Origin of the sequence: Bartonella sp. AP40SXNS (assembly GCF_042195825.1) — a bacterium.
Taxonomy (GTDB): domain Bacteria; phylum Pseudomonadota; class Alphaproteobacteria; order Rhizobiales; family Rhizobiaceae; genus Bartonella.
The window spans coordinates 1-1,726 of sequence record NZ_JBHIPB010000067.1 but is presented as its reverse complement, the minus strand read 5'-3'; the positions used below and the strand labels follow the sequence as shown (position 1 = coordinate 1,726).

The following is a 1,726-nucleotide window of genomic DNA, read 5'->3' as shown; positions in this document are numbered from 1 at the left end:
TAAGTCATACAGTAGGAGGACAAGTAGAGCGCTCCTATCGTCGTACTGACTATCTAGAACAGCGCCGTGTCTATATGAATAAATGGGCGGCTTATGTCACAGATCAATCTTAAGATATGGGGTGCATAACCCCATATCTGTGGATAACTTTCTCTCTCTTTTCTCTCATGCTTTCTCAATAAGATTCATCACGTATCACATTAGAAATTATATGATAAAATGTTGTTTTCTATAAATAAAATACCTTTCCAATGATTCAAAGATATGGTTAATAAATACTTATGATTTGTTACCATTTTTTATAGTGAAAGGATTTTAGAATGACAAAAAATGATATTTTTTTAACAGACCGTGAAAGTGCAAAATTGCTTCATATGAGTGTCTCAACTTTCCGCCGTCATGTAACTAATGGCTCTCTCCCCAAACCCCTAAAATTTGGTTTTTTATCGCGTTGGTTACAATCAGATCTTTTGAATGTCATCGAGCAAGCAAAACAGCAACGTTATAACGACGCGGCATAAAAAGAAAACCTTGTCACGTAAGAACGGACAAGGCTTTCTCAAGCTCATCAACCTGGAGCTTTATTTGGTGTAAATTCAAAGCTTTCTCTGCTGAAGCAAGACCTAAGGTTTGCATTCAAGTTGTTCTGAATGCTTTTTACAATAAGGGCTATTTAAGCGTCTCTCAACACTTCGTTGAGGCGTGATAGAACCACTAAGAGGATACACCGGAATCCTATCATCTTGACAATTTTCACACCACTTTCCATTTTCACTTCTATAGTGGAAGCCAGATTGAAGCATAAAAGTATGAATTATTGCCCATTCACCGAAACCTAATCCACTATTTTCTGTATCGGCATTATAAGGAGTTGGCTTACCACACTCTAACAATGCTTTTGCTACTTCAGTAGAATCTGCATCTGGCTTTTGCCATATAACAAAGTATCTTGAAGGAGGCTTTGAGTCACATCCAGCGATACTTAACAGAATAAGCCCGCTGAATAATTTAAACCGTGTATTCATTTTTTTCTCCATAAATTACCTAAACCTAAATTATCTAAAATTGCATGAGGTGCATAAACTGCTATTGTATGATATGTTCCATAGCGCCCACTACACTCTTTACTTGCATCACCATAACAATTATGGGTACTAGGGTTATGGCCAATGAGAGCTCCCCCTTGCTCTCTCATTGGAATTGCTGATGGAAATAATACATAAGAGAACTTCAAGGGTACCTTATAAGCAGTAGGTGGATTATGACCAATTCCTATACCAATGGGATCAAATACATGGTTTTGTAAATAAACATGATCTTTTTTACCATCACTCACATAATAGAATGCATTCGCTATCGATAGAGAGTTATCAGCTGGTCCAAAAAGATAGATATCTGTTTTTTCTCCTATACCATGGATGCCACGATTTTTAAGGTCACGCAATCCATTGCCCCCTGTAAAGCTACCTCGGCTATGCATGCTAATAATCGCTTTGTCATTGCCATAACGAGTGATAAAGTCTTGGAATTTCTTCGTCGAATTACTCAAACCCCAAGTGCTCCCTTCAAAAAACTTCTGATAAAACGCTATCCCTAACTCTACTAGCGCATCGTCAGCTTGGGGGAAGTATGTAAAATAAAGGGGGCCTTTTTTATTAACAGCCAATTGGACAGCATTACCCGCAGCATCATCTGGTGAATTAAAAATGCCATTGTAGAACATATA

Annotated in this window: 3 protein-coding genes; 1 reads left to right on the top strand and 2 read right to left on the bottom strand. The window is 37.7% G+C overall.

The window, feature by feature from the left end:
• The first annotated feature begins 320 nt into the window (after nt 1–320).
• Nucleotides 321–521: a helix-turn-helix transcriptional regulator gene (locus ACFILZ_RS09720; protein ID WP_375611049.1), complete on the top strand. Its 201-nt coding sequence runs from the start codon at nt 321–323 to the stop codon at nt 519–521.
• Nucleotides 522–623: 102 nt separating this feature from the next.
• On the opposite strand, the gene ACFILZ_RS09715 is transcribed toward ACFILZ_RS09720, so the two are convergent.
• Both ACFILZ_RS09715 and ACFILZ_RS09710 read right to left on the bottom strand, forming a co-directional pair.
• Nucleotides 624–1,025, bottom strand: a complete 402-nt coding sequence (locus tag ACFILZ_RS09715; protein WP_375611048.1) for a hypothetical protein — start codon at nt 1,023–1,025, stop codon at nt 624–626.
• On the bottom strand, nt 1,022–1,726 hold a 705-nt coding region (locus ACFILZ_RS09710; RefSeq protein ID WP_375611047.1), incomplete at its 5' end, for a hypothetical protein. The genes ACFILZ_RS09715 and ACFILZ_RS09710, both read right to left, overlap by 4 nt.